This window comes from Staphylococcus sp. AC872 (assembly GCF_979255425.1).
On the sequence record NZ_CEEDKW010000090.1, the window covers coordinates 1 to 238 of the forward strand.

Here is a 238-nt window from a genome sequence, read left to right on the forward strand (position 1 = left end):
GGCAAAACTACGCCAGCCGTGGATCGATGCGCGCGGCGATACCGAAGAACTTACCGTGCGCAGTTCCGATTACACTAAAGCGCGGCTGGCAGATGATGGCCTCGACGAACTGCGTTTTAGCGGCGTACTAACACCAAAACGCGCCAAAGCAGGACGCCGTGTCACCCAACTGCACTACGCCCGCCAGGGCATCATCACGCCGGAAATGGAATTCATCGCCATCCGCGAGAATATGGGC

At 58.4% G+C, this 238-nt stretch carries 1 pseudogene; it reads left to right on the forward strand.

Going from position 1 to position 238, the window contains the following annotated elements:
• Positions 1-238, forward strand: a pseudogene (locus tag ACZ267_RS13035) (phosphomethylpyrimidine synthase ThiC); the annotation flags it as partial.